21 protein-coding genes are annotated in these 19,280 nt (G+C 32.2%); 6 read left to right on the top strand and 15 right to left on the bottom strand.

All coding sequences use genetic code 11. The features are described from left to right. Window positions 1-128: 128 nt before the first annotated feature. Complete coding sequence (locus AXE80_RS01575; protein WP_068824167.1) at window positions 129-2,669, top strand: glycoside hydrolase family 2 TIM barrel-domain containing protein; 2,541 nt, start codon at window positions 129-131, stop codon at window positions 2,667-2,669. Window positions 2,670-2,751: 82 nt separating this feature from the next. Here the strand turns inward: AXE80_RS01575 and AXE80_RS01570 are convergent, their stop codons facing one another. After that, a complete protein-coding gene (locus tag AXE80_RS01570; protein WP_068824166.1) occupies window positions 2,752-3,462 on the bottom strand; it encodes a DUF4197 domain-containing protein in 711 nt (236 codons plus the stop codon). Window positions 3,463-3,465: 3 nt separating this feature from the next. Beyond that, window positions 3,466-3,636, bottom strand: a complete 171-nt coding sequence (locus AXE80_RS14420; RefSeq protein ID WP_169816799.1) for a DUF5522 domain-containing protein — start codon at window positions 3,634-3,636, stop codon at window positions 3,466-3,468. A gap of 258 nt (window positions 3,637-3,894) precedes the next feature. On the opposite strand from AXE80_RS14420, the gene AXE80_RS01565 reads away from it, so the two are divergent. Genes AXE80_RS01565 through AXE80_RS01555 form a run of 3 tightly spaced genes read left to right on the top strand, consistent with a single transcriptional unit; the run spans window position 3,895 to window position 5,793 of the window. Further along, on the top strand, window positions 3,895-4,455 hold the full coding sequence (locus AXE80_RS01565; protein WP_068824165.1) for a sigma-70 family RNA polymerase sigma factor: 561 nt from the start codon (window positions 3,895-3,897) through the stop codon (window positions 4,453-4,455). A 25-nt stretch (window positions 4,456-4,480) separates the two neighbouring features. Beyond that, on the top strand, window positions 4,481-5,194 hold the full coding sequence (locus AXE80_RS01560; protein ID WP_068824164.1) for a class I SAM-dependent methyltransferase: 714 nt from the start codon (window positions 4,481-4,483) through the stop codon (window positions 5,192-5,194). A gap of 2 nt (window positions 5,195-5,196) precedes the next feature. Beyond that, window positions 5,197-5,793 (top strand): DUF1684 domain-containing protein, encoded by a 597-nt coding sequence (locus AXE80_RS01555; RefSeq protein WP_083194444.1) that lies wholly within the window; start codon window positions 5,197-5,199, stop codon window positions 5,791-5,793. 70 nt (window positions 5,794-5,863) lie between these two features. Here AXE80_RS01555 and AXE80_RS01550 read toward each other — a convergent pair whose 3' ends face one another. Continuing rightward, window positions 5,864-6,190: a 2Fe-2S iron-sulfur cluster-binding protein gene (locus AXE80_RS01550; protein ID WP_068824163.1), complete on the bottom strand. Its 327-nt coding sequence runs from the start codon at window positions 6,188-6,190 to the stop codon at window positions 5,864-5,866. A gap of 215 nt (window positions 6,191-6,405) precedes the next feature. Between AXE80_RS01550 and AXE80_RS01545 the strand changes: the two genes are divergently transcribed. Continuing rightward, window positions 6,406-6,816 (top strand): lipocalin family protein, encoded by a 411-nt coding sequence (locus AXE80_RS01545; RefSeq protein ID WP_068824162.1) that lies wholly within the window; start codon window positions 6,406-6,408, stop codon window positions 6,814-6,816. Between the two features lie 76 nt (window positions 6,817-6,892). Here AXE80_RS01545 and AXE80_RS01540 read toward each other — a convergent pair whose 3' ends face one another. The 10 genes from AXE80_RS01540 to AXE80_RS01495 all read right to left on the bottom strand — a co-directional run bounded on the left by AXE80_RS01540 (window position 6,893) and on the right by AXE80_RS01495 (window position 15,804). Continuing rightward, complete coding sequence (locus AXE80_RS01540; protein ID WP_068824161.1) at window positions 6,893-7,945, bottom strand: NAD(P)/FAD-dependent oxidoreductase; 1,053 nt, start codon at window positions 7,943-7,945, stop codon at window positions 6,893-6,895. A 78-nt stretch (window positions 7,946-8,023) separates the two neighbouring features. Next, on the bottom strand, window positions 8,024-8,620 hold the full coding sequence (locus AXE80_RS01535; RefSeq protein WP_068824160.1) for a precorrin-2 dehydrogenase/sirohydrochlorin ferrochelatase family protein: 597 nt from the start codon (window positions 8,618-8,620) through the stop codon (window positions 8,024-8,026). Then, the gene (gene cobA, locus AXE80_RS01530; RefSeq protein WP_068824159.1) at window positions 8,620-9,378 is read right to left on the bottom strand and encodes a uroporphyrinogen-III C-methyltransferase; all 759 of its coding nucleotides are present in this window, start codon (window positions 9,376-9,378) and stop codon (window positions 8,620-8,622) included. Before cobA ends, AXE80_RS01535 begins: the two co-directional genes overlap by 1 nt. Before the next feature lie 143 nt (window positions 9,379-9,521). Beyond that, window positions 9,522-11,624, bottom strand: coding sequence for a HEPN domain-containing protein (locus AXE80_RS01525; RefSeq protein ID WP_068824158.1), 2,103 nt, complete (start codon window positions 11,622-11,624; stop codon window positions 9,522-9,524). Window positions 11,625-11,714: 90 nt separating this feature from the next. Next, entirely contained in the window at window positions 11,715-12,956 is a 1,242-nt protein-coding gene (locus AXE80_RS01520) for a sulfate adenylyltransferase subunit 1 (protein ID WP_068824157.1), read from the bottom strand. 136 nt (window positions 12,957-13,092) lie between these two features. Further along, window positions 13,093-13,992, bottom strand: coding sequence for a sulfate adenylyltransferase subunit CysD (gene cysD / locus AXE80_RS01515; RefSeq protein WP_068824156.1), 900 nt, complete (start codon window positions 13,990-13,992; stop codon window positions 13,093-13,095). Window positions 13,993-14,108: 116 nt separating this feature from the next. Continuing rightward, a complete protein-coding gene (locus AXE80_RS01510; RefSeq protein ID WP_068824155.1) occupies window positions 14,109-14,738 on the bottom strand; it encodes a phosphoadenosine phosphosulfate reductase domain-containing protein in 630 nt (209 codons plus the stop codon). Next, window positions 14,738-14,995, bottom strand: coding sequence for a DUF2061 domain-containing protein (locus tag AXE80_RS01505; RefSeq protein WP_068824154.1), 258 nt, complete (start codon window positions 14,993-14,995; stop codon window positions 14,738-14,740). Before AXE80_RS01505 ends, AXE80_RS01510 begins: the two co-directional genes overlap by 1 nt. A 179-nt stretch (window positions 14,996-15,174) precedes the next feature. After that, window positions 15,175-15,387: a putative signal transducing protein gene (locus AXE80_RS01500; RefSeq protein ID WP_068824153.1), complete on the bottom strand. Its 213-nt coding sequence runs from the start codon at window positions 15,385-15,387 to the stop codon at window positions 15,175-15,177. Between the two features lie 3 nt (window positions 15,388-15,390). Further along, a complete protein-coding gene (locus tag AXE80_RS01495) occupies window positions 15,391-15,804 on the bottom strand; it encodes an RrF2 family transcriptional regulator (RefSeq protein ID WP_068824152.1) in 414 nt (137 codons plus the stop codon). Between the two features lie 178 nt (window positions 15,805-15,982). Here AXE80_RS01495 and AXE80_RS14325 point away from each other — a divergent pair, with 178 nt between their 5' ends. Then, on the top strand, window positions 15,983-16,138 hold the full coding sequence (locus AXE80_RS14325; RefSeq protein ID WP_157359318.1) for a hypothetical protein: 156 nt from the start codon (window positions 15,983-15,985) through the stop codon (window positions 16,136-16,138). An 82-nt stretch (window positions 16,139-16,220) separates the two neighbouring features. Here the strand turns inward: AXE80_RS14325 and nirD are convergent, their stop codons facing one another. Together nirD and nirB are read right to left on the bottom strand one after the other, a co-directional pair. Continuing rightward, window positions 16,221-16,595: a nitrite reductase small subunit NirD gene (gene nirD / locus AXE80_RS01490; RefSeq protein WP_068824151.1), complete on the bottom strand. Its 375-nt coding sequence runs from the start codon at window positions 16,593-16,595 to the stop codon at window positions 16,221-16,223. Between the two features lie 26 nt (window positions 16,596-16,621). Continuing rightward, window positions 16,622-19,138: a nitrite reductase large subunit NirB gene (gene nirB / locus AXE80_RS01485; protein WP_068824150.1), complete on the bottom strand. Its 2,517-nt coding sequence runs from the start codon at window positions 19,136-19,138 to the stop codon at window positions 16,622-16,624. Between the last annotated feature and the right edge of the window lie 142 nt (window positions 19,139-19,280).

Raw genomic sequence — 19,280 nt, 5'->3', positions numbered from 1 at the left:
TTTATGTTCTTTTTAACACTATAAATGTGTTTTTTAACCAATTGTTCAGTAATCGTCTAGCACCTATGAATTTATTGCATGTATAAATAAATCATATTTGTAATTGAAAATAATATATTAAATAAAAAATGAAGTATTTCTATAATTTAATCATCATCAGCATTCTTATGACTAGCTGTCATGTTAGTAAGATTAATAAAACAAATTCAGCTGAGGTTAATTTTAATTTAAACTGGGATTTTTATCTAAGTCAAGAAGACATCTCTTTTGATGAAATTAAAAGTGATGCCTATAAAAAAGTAAACATCCCTCACGATTGGGTGGTAGAAGGATCTTTTGACCAAAGTCTAGGAGAAGATGCCAAAGGAACTGGATATTTACCAGGAAAAGGCTATGGATATTATTCTAAAACTTTTGATAAACCTTTAGAAAAAGACCAAGTTGTATACGTACTTTTTGATGGAGTATATAACAATGCAACGGTCTCTATTAATGGAAAAAAACTAGGGTTCCACCCATATGGATATTCTCCTTTTTATTTTGATATTACTTCATACTTAAACAAAAACGGAAAGGATAATCTATTAACCGTTAAGGTAGATCACAGTAATTTTGCAGATAGCCGTTGGTACACAGGAGCTGGAATATATAGAGAAGTGTCTTTAATTACTGAAAATAAACTTCACGTTCCTGTTTGGGGAACATTTGTAACCTCATCACAAGTATCAAAAGAACAAGCCACTGTACAAATTGATCTTTCGTTAGAAAATAAATTTGATAAAAACAAAGACGTTATTGTAACTACTTCATTTATCAATGCAGAGAACGATGAAGTTGCAACAATTAGTAATAATTTTGTATTAAACGCAAACAAAACGTTAGATACTAGCCAAAAAGCAACTATTAATCACCCTGATTTATGGGATACAGAAAACGCTAAACTATATACTGCTGTTACAACCATTCAAAATAATGGTGAAATAGTAGATAGATACACCACTGTTTTCGGAATTAGAAGTATTCTATTTGATGCGGATAAAGGTTTTTTCTTAAACGGAAAAAACATGAAAATAAAAGGGGTTTGTTTACATCATGATGCTGGTTTAGTTGGTACTGCTGTCCCTAGAGGTGTATGGAAACGTAGGTTACAAATCTTAAAAGATGGAGGAACAAATGCTATTAGAGTTTCGCACAACCCAGCCTCAAAAGTCTTATTAGAATTATGTGATGAAATGGGATTTTTGGTTCAAGATGAATTTTTTGACGAATGGGACAATCCTAAAGACAAACGTTACAACCAAAACGAACGTAGTGTTGATGCAATTACTAGAGGTTATGGTGAATATTTTCAAGATTGGGCACAAAAAGATTTAAAAAACGTTGTTTTAAGTCACAGAAATCACCCTTCTATATTTCAATGGAGCATAGGAAATGAAATAGAATGGACTTACCCTAGAAACGCAGCTGCTACTGGTTTTTTTGGAAACATGAACTGGAATGGAAATTACTTTTGGTCTGAACCACCATATAGTACCGAAAAAATAAAAGAACAGTTAGCAACCTTACCAAAAGGAAAATATGACATTGGTGAAACAGCTAAAAAACTTTCTAAATGGACTAAAGAATTAGACACAACAAGACCTGTAACCGCAAATTTAATTTTGCCATCTGTAAGTCATTTGTCTGGTTATACAGATGCTTTAGATGTTATTGGGTATAGTTATCGTAGAATTTTATATGATTACGGACATCAGAACTACCCTGACAAACCTATTATGGGGACAGAAAACTTAGCTCAATATCACGAATGGAAAGCTGTTATGGAAAGACCTTTCATTTCTGGAACTTTTCTTTGGACTGGAGCTGATTATATGGGAGAAATTCGTGACCCATGGCCAGTAAGAGTTCAGCCTTCTGGATTGTTAAACACTGCTAGTTTCCCTAGAGGTTCTTATTATATGATGCAATCTCTATGGTCAGAAAAACCAATGATTCATATTGCTACTCAAACAATGCAAAAATCTTTATACAAATTAGATGCTCATCAAAATATTGTGGAAAAAAAGCCTGGGAAATGGGAACATGCTTTGTGGAAATGGCAAGATGTAAACGAGCATTGGAACTACAACAAAGAAGAAACTATTGCTGTAGAGATGTATTCTAATTGTGAGGCTATTGAATTATTTTTAAATGGTACTTCTTTAGGAAAGAAAAACTTGACAGATTTTGAAGACCACATTTATAAATGGGCCGTTCCTTATCAAGAGGGAGAACTAATTGCACGTGGAATTAAAAATGGAAAAGAAATTACTTCAACCTTAACAACTGCTAAAAAAGCAACAAAAATTGTACTATCTGCTGATGTAGAAAGCATAAATGCTAATAATGAAGATGTAGTACATATTATAGCTCAATTGGTAGATGATAAAGGAAATCCTGTAAAAACAGATGACCAAAAAATCACATTTACTATTGATGGAAATGCTAAATTGTTAGGTGTAGATAGCGGTTGGATTAAGAATATAGAAAAGTTCCAATCAAATAAAAGTACTACATATAACGGAAAAACATTATTAATTATTCAAGCAAAAGATACTCAAGAAAAAGTAAGTATTACTGCAAACGCTAATGGTTTAATATCTGATAAAATTACTATCAATATCCAGTAACCATATTCATAGTTAAATAAAACCCCCTTAAGAAATTATTCTTAAGGGGGTTTTATACTTTATATAATAAGAAGTATACTTCTTATTTTTTATCCTGTAAAGCAAATACTTTTTTAAGTAAAGTACTAGAACGCTCAGAAATATCTGTTCTAATTTTTTGCTCCTCAATAGCAATCATAGTGTACACACCATCTAACGCCTGATTGGTAACATAATCTGTTAAATCAGGATTTACTTTGTTAATAAATGGAATTTGATTGTATTTAGTGATGATGGTATTCCAAATATCAGCAGCTCCAACTTTATCAAAAGAATTTTTAATGACAGGGCTAAAAGAAGCGTATAATTTATCATTGGTCGTTTTGGTTAAATAATTAGTTGCTGCATTGTTATCACCCATTAAAATATTACGAGCATCAGTAAAACTCATATTCTTAATAGCATCAACAAAAATCGGAGTGGCTGTTTTTACCGCATCTTCTGCTGTGGCATTTAAAGCTATCAACCCTTTATCTGCTAAATCACCCAAACCATATTTGCGCATCGCTTCATCAATTTTTTGTAAATCTTCTGGCAAAGCAATACGGACTAATTCATTATTATAAAACCCTTTTTCTTGGGTTAACTTACTTACCTGATCACTTATTCCTTGGTCTAAAGCAGCTTTTAAACCGTTAGCAATATCTAAATTACTTATGGTTTGTGTACCAACAGGCAAACTATTTACAATATGTGATAACTCTGCACAACTTGACAAACTAAGGGCTAAAGCAATGGCTATTATTTTTTTCATAATCTATTTATTTTTAAAAGAATCTGTTTTTTTATCATAACCGTATGGACAATGTTTACAACCACTTTTACAACAATATCCTCTTTTTAAATGGTATTGCTCTGTAAAAACTCGGTAACCTTGTTCGTTGGTGTAAAAATCTCCCTCTTCGGGCGGTATGTTTAATCTATTCATTAGACCTCAAAAATAGAAAGCTAAACTGATTAAAACGAAAATTTTCTATTAAAAAAGAATCTTTTTACAATCCTTATCGTCTTATATATAAACCATAAATAATATAATCATGAAAAATACAAATTGTACTTGCAACTGCGATAGTTGTAAAAAAGGAAACTGCCAACAATGTACTTGCGAAAACTGTACTTGTAACAATTGTAATTGTTAACTTTAATCCCTAGCATGGTTTGTGCTAGGGATTAAAATATTTTAGCTATGGATACAAACAAAATTTGGGACTTATACGCTATAGATCTTAAAAAATTTATTTTATCAAAAACCAAAAACATTACTTTAACAGAAGATATTTTACAAGAGGTTTTTATTAAAATTCACACTAAAAAAAATACGTTAAAAAATCAATCTAACATCAAATCATGGATTTTTACCATTGCTAACAACACCATGTTAGATGAGTTTAAAAAGCAATCTAAAGTGATTGCAGAAGAATCTCCAGAGCAACATGTATTAGAAAAAAACGAAGATTTTAATCATCATAAACCAGAAGATTGCTTGCTTCCATTAATTTTAAGATTGCCTAAAAAATATAGAGATGTTTTATTTTTATCTACCATAAAAAACTTAAAACAACTACATATTTCCGAAGAATTAAACATTAGTTTGCCCGCAACCAAATCTAGAATTTTAAGAGGTAGAGAACTTTTAAAACACGAATACATGGACTGTTGTGATTATACCCTAGATGAAAATGGGCATTTAAAAGGGGAGAATAAAAATTTTGACGAATGTAAAGTTTGTAGACCTCAGCCTTTGTAACTAACTTTGTAAAAATCATTTATCAATGTCCAAAGACGTTTTAGGTACTGCTTTAAAAGCTTATTATTTTAATAAAAACACCAAAGATAAACTCCTTACCAATTCCTCTATTTCAGAAGAAGATGAACTCCCGCTTGACTATTTATTAAGAGAATACAAAGACATGCCAATAATTGAGCAAAAAGCTTTGAATTTGGCCAAAGGAAAAACCTTAGATATTGGTTGTGGAGCCGGAAGCCATGCTTTGTATTTACAAAACAAAAACCTAAATGTTACGGCAATTGATATTTCAGAAGGAGCTATAGAGGTTGCTACAGACAGAGGTTTAAAAAATGCCAAAGTTGCAAATATTTACAACTTTAATAGTGATGAAAAATTTGATACCATTTTGGTATTGATGAACGGAACAGGTATTTGTGGAAAACTAAACAACCTTGCCCCTTTTTTAATTCACTTAGCAACTTATTTAACTCCAAACGGACAAATATTAATAGATTCTTCGGACATTATTTATATGTACGAAGATGAAAACGGAGATCACTGGATTGATGCTACCAAAGATTATTATGGAGAAGTTCAATTTTGGATGAATTACAAAGAAGAGCAATCAGAAACTTTTGACTGGCTATATGTAGACTACAATACTTTACAAAGATGTGCCGTTTATAATAATCTAAATTGCGAATTAGTTGTTGAAGGTGATCATTATGATTATTTAGCAAGAATCACAAAAGCCTAACCATGTACAAAATACTTATCATTTTATTATCTCTAAGCACTTTTTGTATTGCTCAAGACAAAGATTATCAAACAGAAATAAGTTTGCACAGAACGGAGTTAAACAATCATTTTAAAGACAAAAAGGAGAGTCCGCTCCCTTCAAAAAAAATAAAAACATTTACAGGCCTTCCATTTTTTTCTGTTGATGAAAAATACAAAGTTAAAGCCAAACTAAAATTTACCTTTAACACTCCTATACTTTATATTCAAAATACCAAAGGAGGATCAGAAGCTTATCAGCAATATGCCTTGGCTACTTTTAACATTGATGGAAAAGAACATCAACTAAGTATTTATCAAAACTTAGCCTTAAAAAAGAAAAAAGGGTATGAAAACTATTTGTTTATTCCCTTTACTGATTTAACAAACAGAGATACTACTTATGCTGGAGGAAGGTATATAGACACAACTATTCCTGATGAATATACAGGCTATATAACTTTAGATTTTAACAAAGCTTATAATCCTTATTGTGCTTACAACAAAAATTACATTTGCCCTATTCCTCCTAAAAACAATCATATAAATGCTAAAATTTTAGCAGGTGTTAAATACTAAAAAAGCTCAAAACCAAATGGTTTTGAGCTTTTAAATAACTTTATCTTTAAACTTTATAAGTTTCTTCTAACTATACTTCGCTCTCTGGAGCCAATTCAATTTCCAATCCATCTAAATCTTCAGTAATAGGTAATTGACATCCTAAACGAGAATTGTCTTCAACATAAAAAGCTTGATCTAACATATCCTCTTCTGCATCTCCCATTTCTGGCAATTCATGATCCGATAAAACATAGCATTGACAAGAAGCACACATTGCCATTCCACCACAAGTTCCCTCTACTGGTAACTCATAAGCCTTACAAAGTTCCATAATGTTCATAGCCATATCTGTTGGGGCTTGTAACTCATGAACTACTCCTTCTCTATCTTTAATTTTAATGGTAATGTCAGACATTGTACTGAATTTTAATTAACTATGTTGTTAAAATTGAGGTGCAAAGATACAACCTAAAGATTAATTATTAAAAATATTATGATAGAAAAGATGATTTCAAGATTTAACAAGTAATAAAGAATCTTTTTTTATTAAATTTAAAATATCTTATAGGAAGAATTATTCTCACACAATTACTAATCACATCAAAATCAACTTAGTAAAAATATTTAGCTATGAAAAAAACATTACTTATTTTATGTTTATTTATTACAGGAATTACCTGTTACGGACAAGAGTTAAGCAAAGATGATATTTCTGGAACTTGGAAAGTAAATAAAATTGTAAACAGCCCTAACGACCTTCAGTTTCAAGCTTTATCTGATGGATTTAAAAATGCTACTTTTAATTTTAACGACAGCGGAAAATTTAATATTACTACCAGTTTTAACACGGAGATGTTTAAGGTTTTTACAGAAAAATCTAACAACTCTAATTGGATTTTTGAAAGTAATACTCAACACATTAAAATTGGAAGTGAGCAAAACAGATATTCTATTATGGGGATTATCGTAAAACAACAAGATGATAAAATACTATTCCATTTAGATGAAACAGAATTGATTATGGAAATGGCCAAACAATAATCGTAAAAATGATATATAAAAAGCCCTCAAAAGCATTTGCTCTTGAGGGCTTTTTAATTTTATAGTAAAACTAAAATTACATGCTTTTTACCACTGCTTTTTTAGCTTCTTTCTTTTCTCCATCAAATCCTTCAACTCCATTTACTGTAGTATATTTCATTACATAACGTTTACCAGGGTTGATAATGTTATATGCAAATTGTACAGCAATAGTAGCCTCGTGGAAACCACAAAGGATTAATTTTAATTTACCAGGATATGTATTCACATCTCCAATAGCAAAAATACCAGGAATGTTTGTAGAGTAATCTAAAGCGTTGTTTACAACAATCGCATTTTTCTCAATCTCTAATCCCCAATCAGCAATAGGTCCTAATTTTGGAGACAATCCAAATAATGGAATAAAGTGATCACATTCCTTAATGATTTCACCATCAGTTTTGTGCTTAATCATTACTGATTCTACTTTTCCATCACCATTAATTCCTTTTACCTCAGCATCAGTAATCAAATTAATTTTTCCTGATTTAGATAATTCAGCTACTTTTTCTACAGAATCTAAAGCTCCTCTAAATTCATTTCTACGGTGTACTAAAGAAACTTCACTAGCTACATCAGATAAGAAAATAGACCAGTCTAAAGCAGAATCTCCACCTCCTGAAATTACCACACGCTTGTCACGGTATAATTCTGGATCACGAATAATGTACTCCACTCCTTTATCTTCAAAGTCTACTAACTCTTTAATAGGTGGTTTACGTGGCTCAAAAGATCCTAATCCACCAGCAATAAATACAGTTGGTGCATAGTGCTCTGTTCCTTTATTTGTAACAACTTTAAAAGTTCCGTCTTCTAATTTCTCAATAGTTTGAGCTCTTTCACCTAAAGTATATCCAGGTTCAAAAGGTTTAATTTGCTCTGCTAAATTATCAATCAAATCTCCTGCTAATACTTCAGGGTAAGCTGGAATATCATAAATAGGTTTTTTAGGATAGATTTCAGAACATTGTCCTCCTGGTTGTGGCAATGCATCAATTAAGTGACAGTGTAATTTTAACAATCCCGCTTCAAATACCGCAAACATACCTACTGGTCCTGCTCCGATGATTAAGATATCTGTTTTAATCATTATCTCAGTTTTTTATTTATTTTCGTTTTAAATAACGGTTGCAAAAATCGGAATAATTTCCCAATCAACCATTACTTTTTATTTATTTATCTTCTTTTTAACGTCTTCTACTAAACCTTTAGTGAATTCGTTCATTCTTTCGACTTTTTCTTCAAAGTCTCCTTTAATAGTATCTCTATATTTATTTAAATACTCAGCCAAATCATCAATATTTTCAGGCAATACAGATTCAAAAAACTGACGTAAACGTTTTGCCATGGTAGGAGATTTTCCATTGGTAGAAATTCCAATTTTTACATTTCCTTTGGTTACAATACCTCCCATATAAAAATCACAATACGGAGGATTGTCTGCCAAGTTTACCAAAATAGCACGTGCTTTACAATCATTATAAACCTGCATGTTTACACTAGGTACATCGGTAGTTGCTATTACAATGTGTTTTCCTTCTAACAAACTGCTATCGTAATTACCAACAACCATTTTTACCTTACCTTCATTAGCCTTAGCAATGGTTTCTTCTCTAAAAAAAGGAGAAATCATGGTTACCTTAGCGTCAGGGCTAGATTTTAAAAGAAAAGATAGTTTTTCTAAAGCCACATTTCCCCCACCAACAATTAATGTTTCTAAGGCTGTAACTTTTAAAAAAACAGGATATAATTGATTCTTTTCCATTATAATGTTTGTCCTTTTTTCTTTAATAAGTATTGATACAATACTTCACTTTGTTTTACTGTTTCTCCAATCACAATCATTGATGGATTTGTTAATCCCTTTTGATTGATGATTTCTAAAATATTGCTGATATTTCCAATGGCCAAACGTTCAATATCCTTTGTTCCATTTTCGATAATCGCTACAGGAATATCTGTTTTTCCTTGTTTGATAAAAGCATTTACAATTTTTTCTAACTTACTCATCCCCATTAAAACAACAATGGTTACGTTAGATTTTGCTGCTGCTTCTATATCATTACTCAATTCCAAATCCGAAGTAGTTCCTGTAATTACTCTAAAACTTTCGTTTACTCCTCTTTGAGTTAATGAAATTCCATAACTAGCAGGTGCTGCAATTGCAGAAGTTACTCCTGATACAATTTCAAAATCAATACCTTTTTCTAGTACGTATTTTAATTCTTCGGCTCCACGTCCAAAAATAAATGGATCTCCACCTTTTAAACGTACTACCTGTTTACCTTGAGAAGCATGTTCTACAATTAACTCTTGAATTTTTTCCTGAATGAATTTGTGCATTCCTCTTCGTTTACCCACAAAGATTTTTTCTGCTTTTTCTGCATACTGCAACAATTCCTCATTTGCCAAGGCATCATACAACACAACATCAGCTTCTTTTAGAGCTCTCACACCTTTTAGCGTAATTAACTCTGGATCTCCAGGTCCCGCTCCTACTAATGTTAATTTTCCTTTACTCATCCTTTTTAGGTAGTTAAGGAGTTAAGGAGTTAGCAAATAGCTTCGCTATTTTAGAAATTAAAAAGCCATTATATTTAGTCCTTCTTAACTCCTGTTTGCCAAAGCAAACTCTAACTTCTTAACTACTTAAATTCTTATTTTGTTTACTCTGCCAATTCTGCTGCTCTATAAGCATCAATTAAATTGTAGAACTTTTCTGCATCTTCAATGTAAGATTTTGCAAAAGATTCTGATTGCTCATTTTGGTTGATTTGATAAATGAATGATTCAAAATCAGTTCCTAAATCAATTTTACCTCCTTGAACAAAAATCTCGTTAAAATCAGAAATGATTTTATTATGAGTATTTGTTTTAACTCCTTCTGCAGTTAAAATCGCTTTTGCTGTGTGTACAATTGAACTGTATGCAAAATAAATAGCATCGTTTAATTTACCTGCTGCTAAAGTTTCTTTTGCTTTTCCTAACTTATCTTTAGAGTCGTACAATAAAGTCGCAATTAAATCAATTACAACCCCTGCACATTCTCCAACTCCTACTGCTGTTTCGTACTTTTCTTCAGACCCCCAATCAATAAAATCAGAATCTTCTAAGTTGGTAGCATCAGACAATGGCTTTAAGAAATCGTAGAAATATTTTTGACCTCCTTTTTCATCGTAGTACTCAATAAAATCAGCACCACCAGAGTTTTCTATATAATCGTTTAAAATCAAACGTAAAGCTTCAGGTCCTCTTTTTGATGGAATCTTAATTACTTTATCTGCAATTCTAGCTTCTCCATTTCCTAAAGTACCACCACCTAACAAAATTTGTAAAGCTGGAGCTACGTATTTTCCTGACTTGATAGACATTCCTTGGAAACCAATGTTACACAAGTTGTGTTGTCCACAAGCATTCATACATCCAGAAATTTTAATTACCAAATCAGAATCATTAGCAAACTCAGGATATTCTGCTCTTAATACCTCTCCTAATTTTACTGCAGCTCCAGTAGAAGATGCAATACCTAGGTTACAAGTATCTGTACCAGGACAAGCAGTAATATCAACAATAGATTCGTATCCTAAATCTGTAAATCCTAATGCTTTTAATTTTGTGTAAAAGAATGGCAATAAGTCTTCACGTACGTGACGAACTAATATGTTTTGACGCAAAGTAAATCTTAATTCATCTGCTGCGTATTCTTTAATTAAAGCTGCCAAAGCTCTTGCTTCTGGCAAATAGAAATCACCAATATTTACTTTAATTCCAATAGCGTAAGATCCTTCTTGCTTTTGAGCAAATACATTATTTGCTTTCCAAGCTTCATAAGCTTCTACATCATCAATCGTAACTTCTGGCGCAACAATTCCAGATAAATCAGGATTGTTATCAAAACCAGTTGTATCAATTTCTACAGATTGGAATGCCAATGCTTTTTGCTCTTTAGCAACCAATTCGTTAAAAGCTTCAAAACCTAAGTCTTTTACTAAGAATTTTAAACGTGCTTTTGCTCTTTTAGAACGTTCACCATATCTATCAAACACACGTAAAATAGATTCCATATAAGGAATAATTTTATCTGCTTCTAAGAAATCAAACGCAACATCTGCCAAACGAGGTTGAGAACCTAACCCACCAGCTAACATTACTTTAAATCCGTATACAGGCTTCCCGTCTACTACTTTAATCTTAGCGATAAATCCTATATCATGCATATAAGACAAAGCCGAATCATCATCAGCAGAAGAGAAAGAAACTTTAAATTTACGTCCTAATTCTTGACAAATTGGGTTACGTAAAAAGAACTTAAAAATTGCATGCGCATATGGAGAAACATCAAACGGCTCCTCTGGATTGATTCCCGCATCTGGTGATGCAGTTACATTACGTACTGCGTTACCACAAGCCTCACGGATAGTGATATCACTCTTTTCTAAATCTGCCCATAATTCTGGAGTTCTATCTAAACTTACGTAGTGAATTTGGATATCTTGACGAGTTGTAATGTGTAAACGACCTCTTGAATATTCTTCAGACACGTCACAAATACGCAATAATTGATCAGAAGTTACTTTTCCGTATGGTAATTTGATACGAATCATTTGCACTCCAAATTGACGTTGACCGTAAATTCCACGTGCCAAACGTAAACTTCTAAATTTATCCTCATCAACCTTACCATCGTAAAATTGTTGAATTTTGTTTCCTAATTCAATAATATCTTGTTGAACAATAGGGTTTTCTATTTCTGATCTAAAACTTTGCATATCTTAATGAGTTTTAAGGTTTAAAAGTTGAAAGTTAAAAGGCTCTTTACTTTCAGAACTTGATAACTTGAAACTTTACAAACTATATTTTTACTGAATAAATCCAGCTCCTGATGTATTATTTGTTTGAGGATCTATTAAAATAAAAGATCCTGTGGTTTTATTTTCTGCATACGTATCATAAAACAACGTTTTGGCTAGTTTAAAAGAAACATTTCCAATCTCGTTAATTTTTAATTCTGTAGCTGGAGATTCTCCTGAAAAATCTGTTGCAATAACAGAATCAATTGCTGATACTTTTGCCGCGATAACATTAGCTCCTTGTTGTAAAAAGTATTTTTTACCTACCACTAAATTTGTAGCATCCATCCAACAAATTTTAGCGTTTAAAGCTTTAGTTTCTCTTGGTAATTCAGATGATTTTACAATAATATCTCCACGAGAAATATTGATATCATTTTCTAATGTTACGTTGATAGAAGTTCCTCTTTCTGCAACACTATATGTTTTATCAAAAAAGTAAATATCTTTTACTTTAGACGCTGTTTTTGATGGCAACACAGTTACTTCATCACCAACAACTAAACTACCTCCGTATAATTTTCCTGCATACCCTCTAAAATCATGGAATTCATCTTTTTTAGGACGAATAACTGTTTGTACTGGTAAACGAGCTACAGACTCTTCATAGATATCTTGAGCTTCTAAAGCTTCAAAGTGTTCTAATAAAGTAGTTCCTGTATACCAAGGTGTATTTTTTGATCTATCTACAACATTATCCCCCTGTAATGCTGATACAGGAATAAATGTAATATTTTGAGTAGAACCTGCTCTTTTTGCCAATGCAGTAATTTCTGCTTTGATGACTTCGAATTTATCTTGAGCAAAATCAACCAAATCCATCTTATTAACAGCCACAATAATATCTTTTACTTTTAACAAGTTATTGATAAAAAAGTGACGGTAAGTTTGTTCTATCACTCCATTACGAGCATCTACCAAAATAATAGCTGCTTGTGATGTAGAAGCTCCTGTAACCATGTTACGAGTATATTCTACGTGTCCTGGAGTATCTGCAATAATGTAACTTTTCTTTGCTGTTGAAAAGTAAATATGAGCTACATCAATTGTAATTCCTTGTTCTCTTTCTGCAACCAAACCATCTGTAGCTAAAGAAAAATCTAAATAATCAAATCCTTTTTGCTTACTAGTACGCTCTATTGCTTCTAGTTTATCGTCTGTTAAAGAACGTGTATCATATAAAATACGTCCTATTAACGTACTTTTTCCATCATCTACACTTCCTGCTGTTGCTATTTTTAAAACTTCCATATTTTCTTTATAGTAGTTGGTAATTTGTATTTAGTAGTTGGACTATCCAAAACAATCACCTAATTTTTTAATCTATTTTAATTACATAAATCATCAATATTTTCTCCAAATACCAACGACCAATATCCTAGTACTTTTAAAAATACCCTTGTTGCTTACGTTTTTCCATGGCAGCCTCCGAACGTTTGTCATCAATACGAGCACCACGTTCTGAAATAGAAGAATCTCTAATTTCTTGAACTACTTTAGAAATAGAAACAGCATCAGATAAAACAGCTGCAGTACAGCTCATATCTCCTACAGTTCTAAAACGAACCATCATTTCTTTTACTTCTTCGTCTTCTGCACGGAATACTACATCATCTTCTGCAGACCAAATCATTCCGTCTCTTAAGAATACTTTACGTTTATGAGCAAAATAGATTGATGGAATTTCAATTTCTTCTCTTTCTATATAAGACCATACATCTAATTCTGTCCAGTTAGAAATAGGAAAACATCTTACGTTTTGTCCTAATTCTATTTTACCGTTTAACAAATCAAACAACTCTGGTCTTTGGTTTTTCTCATCCCATTCACCAAAATCAGAACGAACAGAAAAAATACGTTCCTTAGCTCTTGCTTTTTCTTCATCTCTACGCGCTCCACCTATACAAGCATCAAAACCAAACTCTTCAATAGCATCTAACAATGTTTCTGTTTGTAACATGTTACGAGATGCGTATTTTCCAGTTTCTTCAACCACTTTACCAGAATCAATATTGTCTTGTACGTTACGTACAATTAAATCGATTCCTAATTCTTTTGCCAAACGATCTCTAAACTCAATAGTTTCAGGAAAGTTATGACCTGTATCTACGTGTAAAAATGGGAAGGGAATTTTAGCTGGCCAAAATGCTTTTTGAGCCAATCTTACCAAAGTAATAGAATCCTTTCCTCCAGAGAATAGCAATACTGGTTTTTCAAATTGTGCAGCGACTTCTCTTAAAATGTATATCGCTTCACTTTCTAATGTATTTACTCTTAATTCGTTCATTTCTTTATTTAGTATCTAGTAGTCAGTATTAAGTACAAAGTACTTAGTGTCTACGTTCCATATTTTTGTTTATTCTTCAAAACTTAATACTTTGTACTCAGTACTCAGCACTAAATTTAAGCATGTAATCCACACTCTCTGTTCCCCAACACTTTTGTAGGATCAAAGTATTTATGTTCGTTAGGAATCTTATTTTCTTCTAAATAAGCATCTAATTGCTCATCAGAATAATTGTAAAATGGACTTACTTTTAAAATTCCGTCTTCTCCTTGAGAAACTACACTAATAGAATCTCTAAAAGCAGTTTGTCCTTTTCTTAAGTTTGTAAACCACACATCTGGTTGATGAGCAGCCATCGCTCTTTTAAAAGGCTCTAATTTTACTTGCTCTGTAAACACCTTATGCATAGGGTCATCTATTTGAGGAATTCCCATCACTGCATCTCTATGAGAAGAAGTTTGTTTTGGTACATACAAATCAATATTTAAGTCTAATAACTTAATTAATTCTTCTGCATGAACATATGTGTTACGCGTATTATATCCTGTATCACACCAAATAACATCAATACCTGGTTTAACACTAGTAACAGCATGAAGAATTGCTCCTTCATAAGGTCTAAAGTTTGTAGTTACTACAGGTTTTTTAGCATGAATAATAGCCCATGCCACAATTTCCTCTGGTGTTTTTCCTTCTAATTCAATATTGAATTTTTCTATTTCTTGATCTGTAAATCGCTTACTCATTATTTACCCCATTTTATTGCGTTCCACACGCGTTCATGAAAAAAGTATAAAATCATTTTTGTGAAAAGATCTATAGATGCAATTGATGTTGCTGTTTTTATATCTTGTGTAGCAACCCAAGAAATGATTAAGGTATCTAAACTACCAATCACCCTCCAACTTACAGCTTTTACAACGCTACGAATTGGTTTTTCAGAAGACACTGATTTAGCATAACTGCTATCTCCTTCACTATTAAAAACTTTTTCTGTTACCATTTTCTTTTATTCATTTTACTTATTACCCCACTTGTTAAGTAGGAAAATAACAACAAGTAGGTCGCAAAGGTAAAGTTTTTATTACATGCTCACAACAAAAAACTTAAAAATCTACAAACTTAGTAGGATAATAGATTCCACTATAGGAAAACAAAGTTTTATAGCAAAAAAATGAATGATTATTTTATTGAAGAAATGATCTCTTTAACTTTTATTTCTTGATCAGAATGAACAAAAAGTTCTTGAAAATTAGGCGTTAAAGCTCCGAAACCAGAAATTGCTGCAGAAGAAGTAGTATCTCTAACAATTGGCTCAATTCCTTGATCCTGCAATATTTGTCTTACATATTGAACCTCAACAAGACTACCCGAAAACACTTTGATAAACGCCATAAATTAGTAATTAATTAAATCCTGTAATGATGTATTTCTAAACACTTGCAATGAGCTATCTCTTACTTGAATCATTAACTTATTAACCGCACAAACTTCTTCGCTTTTACAATCATCACATTTTTTATAAAAATTAAGCGAAACACAAGGCACCATTGCAATAGGTCCTTCTAAAGTACGAATAATATCCGTCATAGGAATATCCTTAGGTAAACGAGCTAAAAAATACCCCCCTCCTTTACCTTTTTTAGAATCTAAAACCCCAGCTTTTCTAAGCTCCAATAATATTCTTTCTAAAAATTTAATAGAGATGTTTTCATGACCAGCTATCTCAGAAATTTGCACAGGACAATTCTCTTTTCGCTTAGCCAAATAAGTCAAAGCCTTAATTCCGTATTTTGTTTTCTTTGATAACATGGATACAAATATACAATTCCTACTTAAAGAGTAGGAAAAAACATTTTTTTAAAGTAACTTTAGAAGGAAAGTCTTTAGAATTTTACTTAACTCAACAATTAAGCAAGACACCTAAATTCAAAAATACATAACGATTTTAGTTTTTACCCCCTAGTACCAAACTCAAAACTCTTCATCCATGGAAAAACTAAACCACGACCAGTACTATGACCTAATTCAAAAGGCAAAAAGCAACAATGCTTACTTGTACATTTCGGTTTACACCGAAGCTAAAAGAAATTTAATACCAGAACATTTTATGTTGCTCCAAAGAAAAATGCACAAACCAACATAATCTTTTACTCAAAAAAAAGCTCGATGTTTCCATCGAGCTTAGTTGAGTATAAAACAAACTTATTAATAAAAAGTATTTTTTATTAACGAGTACCGATATAAACGAATCCATCTTCAACTTTTACTGGAAAAACAGCAATTGAATAATCTTCTCCGTTTAAGTTTTCTCCTGTTTCAAGAGAAAAAGTTTTTTTATGCAATGGACAGGCAATCTTTGGAGTACCACAGTCTTCACCAATCATACCTCTAGAAAGCACCATTTCCATTTTATGTGGACATACGTTTTGAGAGGCATACCACTTACCCTCTGCTGTAAAATTAAATACAGCTATTTGTTTATCATTTACTTTAACACAAGCTCCTCCATTTTCAGGAAATTTACTTACCGGAGCTGCTTTGAACCATTCTTTAACTTCTGATTCAGGTACTGATTTATATTGTTCTAAAATTGAATTCATCTTTTTAAATTTTTAAGGTTAGGAAATTAAGACCAAAGTTTTGGCATTTTTTGATCTCTAAGAGATACAAACTCAATGTTCTCATCACTTTCTTCTGAGTTTATAAAGTGAGCAAAACGATTGTTTTGTTCATCAATATTCTCTATAGCCTCTTTCCACTCACACTTGTAAGCATCAACCAACCCAGCCATATCTTTATCTAACTCTTCACATAATCCTAAAGAATCATTAATCACTACATCTTTTACATGCTCAATACCACCTTCTATTTTATCTAACCAAGCTGCCGTTCTAACTAAAGGCCCTGCAGTTTTAATATAATACATTAAGAAACGGTCAGTATATTTAATCACTTCTTCGTTAGTAATTTTTTCTGCTAACAACTCAGCATGTCTTGGAGTAGCTCCTCCGTTTCCACCGATATAAAGATTCCACCCACCTTCTACAGCAATAATTCCAAAATCTTTTCCTCTAGCTTCTGCACATTCACGAATACATCCTGAAACTCCACCTTTAATTTTATGAGGAGATCTTAATCCTTTATATCTATTTTCAATTTCAATAGCAAAAGAAACAGACTCATCCATACCGTAACGACACCATGTAGAACCTACACAAGATTTTACTGTACGTAACGACTTTCCATAAGCATGACCAGACTCAAAACCTGCATCAATCAAATCTTTCCAGATTAATGGTAATTCATGTAATTCAGCTCCAAAAAAGTCAATACGAGCACCACCTGTAATCTTAGTATATAAATCGTACTTCTTACCTATTTGCCCTAAAACGATTAATTGCTCTGGTGTAATTTCACCTCCTGCAACTCTTGGCACTACAGAATATGTACCATTACGTTGAATGTTTGCTAAGAATTTATCGTTAGAATCTTGAATTACGTTATGATCATTTCCTGTATCTGCATAAATACTTGCAAATAAAGATGCTGCCACTGGCTTACAAGTTTCACAACCTAATTTTCCTTTACCATGAGACGTTAACAACTCTTCAAAAGTTTTAATTCCTTTGATTTTAACAATCTCATACAACTCTTGACGAGAGTAATCAAAATGCTCACAAACAGTTTCTTTAACAGTAACTCCTTGAGCTTTTAAAGACTCATTAATTAAATCAGTCACCATTGGTTTACAACCTCCACAACCTGTTGTTGCTTTAGTTGCTCCTGCAACTTCTTTTAAAGTAGTCATTCCTTCATCTACCTTGCAACAGATTTGACCTTTTGTTACAGCCTCACAAGAACAAACTACAGCTGAATCTGGTAAATCTAATGCAGAACCAAATGATGCTTCTTCACCACCTCTCGCTCCTAAAATTAAATCTTCTGGATTCTCAGGAATCTTCATTCCATTCAAAAAGATTTGGTGCAACATATTGTAATCAGATGCATCTCCAACCAAGATACCTCCCAACAATGCCTTACCATCTTTAGAAACATTTATTTTCTTATAAATTCCTTGGAATTTATTTTCATATACTATTGATTCACTTTCTTTAGCTTCATTTAAAGCATCACCAAAACTAGCTACATCAATACCACTTAACTTTAACTTAGTAGACATATCAATAGAAGTTGGCATTAATGCATCTCCTCCTAAAATATTATCAACAGCAACACCTGCCATATCATAACCTGGAGCAACCAAACCATAAATCATATGATTTAACAATGCACATTCTCCAATAGCAAATACATTTTCATCAGAAGTTCTCATGTCATTTGACACTACAATACCTCCACGAGTTCCTACATCTAATCCACATGTTTTAGCTAACTCATCTCTTGGACGAATACCTGCTGAAACCAACAACATATCTACTGGCAACACCTCATCTTCTGAAAATCTCATTCCAGTAATTGCATCAGCACCTTCTATATTTTGAGTTCCTTTATTTAAAAGAATATCAAGACCTATATCTTCTAGCTTTCTTTGCAAAACCTTACTTGCATCATTATCTAACTGTCTTGGCATTAATCTAGGAGCAAACTCTACAACAGAAGTTTCAAGTCCCATATCAATAATAGCTTTTCCTGCTTCTAATCCTAAAAGCCCTCCACCTAATATTGCAGCCTTTCCGTCTGGTTTATTCTTTTTAATTTCTTCTACATAAGACATAGTAGCATCTAAGTCTTCTATAGTTCTGTAAACAAAAACACCTTTTTTCTCTACTCCTGGAATTGGAGGAACAAATGCAGATGATCCAGTTGCTAACACTAAATAATCATACGTATACTCCTTATCACTAATAGTCGTGATAGTTTTACTCGCTCTATGAATGTCGGTTACACGTTCATTAGTAATTAATTCAATGTTATTTTCCTCATACCAAGATCTTGGAGCCATACTCAATCGCTCAGCATCTTGATCTGCAAAATACTCACTTAAATGTACTCTGTCATAAGCTGGTCTTGGCTCTTCACCAAAAACAATTACCTTATAACCACTACCTTCAGTCTTAGCCATAAGCTTTTCACAAAACTTATAACCTACCATTCCGTTACCTATTACTAAAATTGTTTTCATATATAAATAAGTTTGTTTTACTTTGTACTACGATGCAAATATACGTAGTAATACTTAGATTAACAAAATAAATCAGTAAATTTGTCGTATAAATACGTAGAAATATGAATTACAGCTGTACAAACTGCACTAACGAGACGTG

The organism is Wenyingzhuangia fucanilytica, assembly GCF_001697185.1.
Lineage (GTDB): Bacteria > Bacteroidota > Bacteroidia > Flavobacteriales > Flavobacteriaceae > Wenyingzhuangia > Wenyingzhuangia fucanilytica.
Note: the sequence above shows the minus strand (reverse complement) of the source record. Positions and strands in the feature narration are given on the sequence as shown.

Bases quoted from the DNA above. Each gene is read 5' to 3' on its own strand.
- AXE80_RS01570 (WP_068824166.1), bottom strand. From the start codon at position 3,462: ATGAAAAAAATAATAGCCATTGCTTTAGCCCTTAGTTTGTCAAGTTGT.
- nirD (WP_068824151.1), bottom strand. From the start codon at position 16,595: ATGAATTCAATTTTAGAACAATATAAATCAGTACCTGAATCAGAAGTT.
- AXE80_RS01560 (WP_068824164.1), top strand. From the start codon at position 4,481: ATGTCCAAAGACGTTTTAGGTACTGCTTTAAAAGCTTATTATTTTAAT.
- AXE80_RS01525 (WP_068824158.1), bottom strand. From the start codon at position 11,624: ATGCAAAGTTTTAGATCAGAAATAGAAAACCCTATTGTTCAACAAGAT.
- AXE80_RS01500 (WP_068824153.1), bottom strand. From the start codon at position 15,387: ATGGCGTTTATCAAAGTGTTTTCGGGTAGTCTTGTTGAGGTTCAATAT.
- AXE80_RS14420 (WP_169816799.1), bottom strand. From the start codon at position 3,636: ATGAATAGATTAAACATACCGCCCGAAGAGGGAGATTTTTACACCAAC.
- nirB (WP_068824150.1), bottom strand. From the start codon at position 19,138: ATGAAAACAATTTTAGTAATAGGTAACGGAATGGTAGGTTATAAGTTT.
- AXE80_RS14325 (WP_157359318.1), top strand. From the start codon at position 15,983: ATGGAAAAACTAAACCACGACCAGTACTATGACCTAATTCAAAAGGCA.
- AXE80_RS01495 (WP_068824152.1), bottom strand. From the start codon at position 15,804: ATGTTATCAAAGAAAACAAAATACGGAATTAAGGCTTTGACTTATTTG.
- cobA (WP_068824159.1), bottom strand. From the start codon at position 9,378: ATGAGTAAAGGAAAATTAACATTAGTAGGAGCGGGACCTGGAGATCCA.
- AXE80_RS01565 (WP_068824165.1), top strand. From the start codon at position 3,895: ATGGATACAAACAAAATTTGGGACTTATACGCTATAGATCTTAAAAAA.
- AXE80_RS01575 (WP_068824167.1), top strand. From the start codon at position 129: ATGAAGTATTTCTATAATTTAATCATCATCAGCATTCTTATGACTAGC.
- AXE80_RS01535 (WP_068824160.1), bottom strand. From the start codon at position 8,620: ATGGAAAAGAATCAATTATATCCTGTTTTTTTAAAAGTTACAGCCTTA.
- AXE80_RS01540 (WP_068824161.1), bottom strand. From the start codon at position 7,945: ATGATTAAAACAGATATCTTAATCATCGGAGCAGGACCAGTAGGTATG.
- AXE80_RS01510 (WP_068824155.1), bottom strand. From the start codon at position 14,738: ATGAGTAAGCGATTTACAGATCAAGAAATAGAAAAATTCAATATTGAA.
- AXE80_RS01505 (WP_068824154.1), bottom strand. From the start codon at position 14,995: ATGGTAACAGAAAAAGTTTTTAATAGTGAAGGAGATAGCAGTTATGCT.
- AXE80_RS01520 (WP_068824157.1), bottom strand. From the start codon at position 12,956: ATGGAAGTTTTAAAAATAGCAACAGCAGGAAGTGTAGATGATGGAAAA.
- AXE80_RS01550 (WP_068824163.1), bottom strand. From the start codon at position 6,190: ATGTCTGACATTACCATTAAAATTAAAGATAGAGAAGGAGTAGTTCAT.
- AXE80_RS01545 (WP_068824162.1), top strand. From the start codon at position 6,406: ATGAAAAAAACATTACTTATTTTATGTTTATTTATTACAGGAATTACC.
- cysD (WP_068824156.1), bottom strand. From the start codon at position 13,992: ATGAACGAATTAAGAGTAAATACATTAGAAAGTGAAGCGATATACATT.
- AXE80_RS01555 (WP_083194444.1), top strand. From the start codon at position 5,197: ATGTACAAAATACTTATCATTTTATTATCTCTAAGCACTTTTTGTATT.